We start from the raw sequence: 2,594 nt of genomic DNA on the forward strand, positions 1-2,594 counted from the left end.
AGTTGAGCTGCGAACCGTCGGGATTGATCCGGCGGGCGACCACATGCAAATCATCGACGTATTCGTAACGCGTAACGCGGCCGAGTTCGTCGCGCTCGGCGGTGATTTTTCCGTAGGTGTTGTAGCTGAAGGCGCGCGTGGCACCGGTGGGAAGCGTCGTCTGGATCAGTCGCCCGACGGCGTCCCACGCGTAGCGAGTGACCGCACCGTGTTCGTCCTGGGCGGTAATCCGCCGCCCCAACGCGTCGTAGGAAAACCGCCGCTGGCCAGCGTCCGGCAAGGTCTCTTCGATCAGTTGACCCAAGCCGTTCCAGACGAAGACATGGCAGCTGAGATCCGGGTAACGGATCGACAGCAGCTGCCCGTGTTTATCGTAGTGATAGTGGGTGATCTGGCCGTCAGGATCGGTCGCTTCGGTGACGTCGCCCTGAGCATTGCGCCGGTACTTCCACAGCGCTTTGCCGCGATAGCGCGCGTGCAGGAAACCGTTGCGGTATTCGTAGGACGTCGGTTCGTCCTGCGGCGGAATCAGCGCCACTAGCCGTCCGACTTCGTCGTAGTGATATTCGGTGACGGCGCCGAGCGGGTCCTGCTCGGCAATCAGCCGTCCCTGGTCGTCATAGGCCTTGAGGTGTTCGCCGCCATCCAGCTCAACCTTGCGCACCAGGCGCGCCCGATCATCGTGCTGGTAAACCTCTTCGCTGCCGTCGATGTTGTGGACGGTAACGCTGCCCGCGTCATCCCAGACATAGCGCGCGTCCATTTGCGCAAACGACGCCCAATGACGGACACATCGCGCCGCCTTGCCAGACTTTTCCCACTCCCAAAAGAAACTCGCCCCACCGGCCAGCTGCCGCTGGAGGATGACGTGTCGGTCGTCATAGTCGTAGCGCTCGCGTTCCCCGGCGGCGTTGCTCGCCTCGATCAGGCGAGCGCGTTCGTCGTAGCGGTATTGGACCAGCGTCTGCTCGGTGACCCAGGCCTCGCCGAGCGTGTCGGCCGGGACAAAACGCTGATAGTCGACGGCGATCAAATGCGCGCGGTCATAACGCAACAGCAAGGCGCGACCGGCGCCGTTGTCGAGACGCTGGAGGCGGTCGCGGTGGTCGTGCGTGATGCGCAAGCGGTTGTCATAACCGTCGCTGATGGCGGTCAGCCGACCGTTGCGAAAGTGATAAAACCGCGTGTCATCGCCCGCTTGGGCGAGGATCAATTCTTCGGGGTCATCCCCCAGATAAATCGCCGCGCGCGAGAGGCTGTTATGGATCGCCGGGCGTTCAAAACTCGGCAACGGAAAAGTGGTGCGACGGTTTTCGTGGTCGATCCAGATGACGGTGTCGCCGTCGATTTCCAGCCGGTGCGCAAGGCTGTGACTCCAGCCGAAACCGAGGCCGCAATCAATTTCGGCGGCGCTGGTGCGATAAAGCCGGGTGAAGTCGAACGGCAGGAGGCCGTCCAGTGAACCGTCGGTGAGGGTCAGCAGCTCTTCGCCGGTGACCATCGACACCGGGCATTTGTTGGTGGCAGTTCTATCGACGGAATCGGCGCTGTCACCGTTGGGGTTTTTCGCTTGTTCCGGAACGTTGTCGTGGTGTTCGTTTTGTTTGAGCGTGGTGTTGCGCCTGGCGTCCCAGCGCAGTTGCATGCGACCTTTTTTCAGGCCGGCAGCGGCACCGCGCGCGGCGACTTTTTTGTAGCGATCAACATAAGTAATGAAGCTGTTGATGATGTTGAAGATCGCTTTGACGAAGCCCACCACAGCGTCGACGATCCGGGCGCCGTAGTGGGCAAGGCGCAGGCCTAAATAGGCGACGCCCGCACCTGCACCGGCAAAGGTCAGAACGACCCCGATCAGAAGGTCGATGAGCAGTTGCACCGCCACCGTTGAAATCGCTTCGGCGGTTTTGCCGGCCATTTCGCTGGGGGGCAGCATCTCCAGCCACAGGCTGGCGGTGCGCAACAGCAAACACAGCGCCGCTTCGTCACTGGCCAGCAGCTGGACTTTTTCCATGGTGGCCGGAAATTGTTCTGCCAGGTCGGCCAGTTGGGCAGCACCACTTCCCAGGCGCTCAGCGAACTTGCGGGGATCCTGAAGAATGTCCGAGAGCAGACTGATGCTGTCCCACACGCCAATCACTGCGGCCCAACTTCCCGCCAGCAGTCCATTACCCGCCGCAGCAAAAGCCGACTGCGACCATTGTGGTTTGAAGCCTGCCCACTCGCTGCGCAGCCAGGTTTCCAGTTCTTGCGTCAGGGCGTCGTAAGAGGAGAACAGGTCTTTGATTTGATCCGATGAAACTTCACTCTGGACATGTACGCGGTAGAACTTGCCCGGCGTGCCTTTGAACTGCCCTTTACCGTTTTCATCGAGCGTGATCGTTGTTCTCTCGCCGCCCTCCTGCGCAATCACATCAACCTGAATATTCCCCAACGGAATGTCATAAACCGATTCAAACTTGCTCTCGATCTCCAGAGTTCCGTTCGCAGGACACCGCGCAAAACCCGAGAAAAAATCATCGTCGCGACTACTCACCGCGGTCGTCGAATCGCCAAGCTTTATCAGCCGCTCCATGTCCAACAGCGAAGGCATGTCC

The 2,594-nt window shown here is 60.4% G+C and carries 1 protein-coding gene; it reads right to left on the reverse strand.

All coding sequences use genetic code 11. The features are described 5' to 3' along the window. Nucleotides 1-2,594, reverse strand: a 2,594-nt coding sequence (locus Q7W83_RS29445) for a DUF6531 domain-containing protein (RefSeq protein ID WP_473658521.1), incomplete at both ends; no start/stop codon positions are given.

Source organism: Pseudomonas sp. 300, from assembly GCF_055803035.1.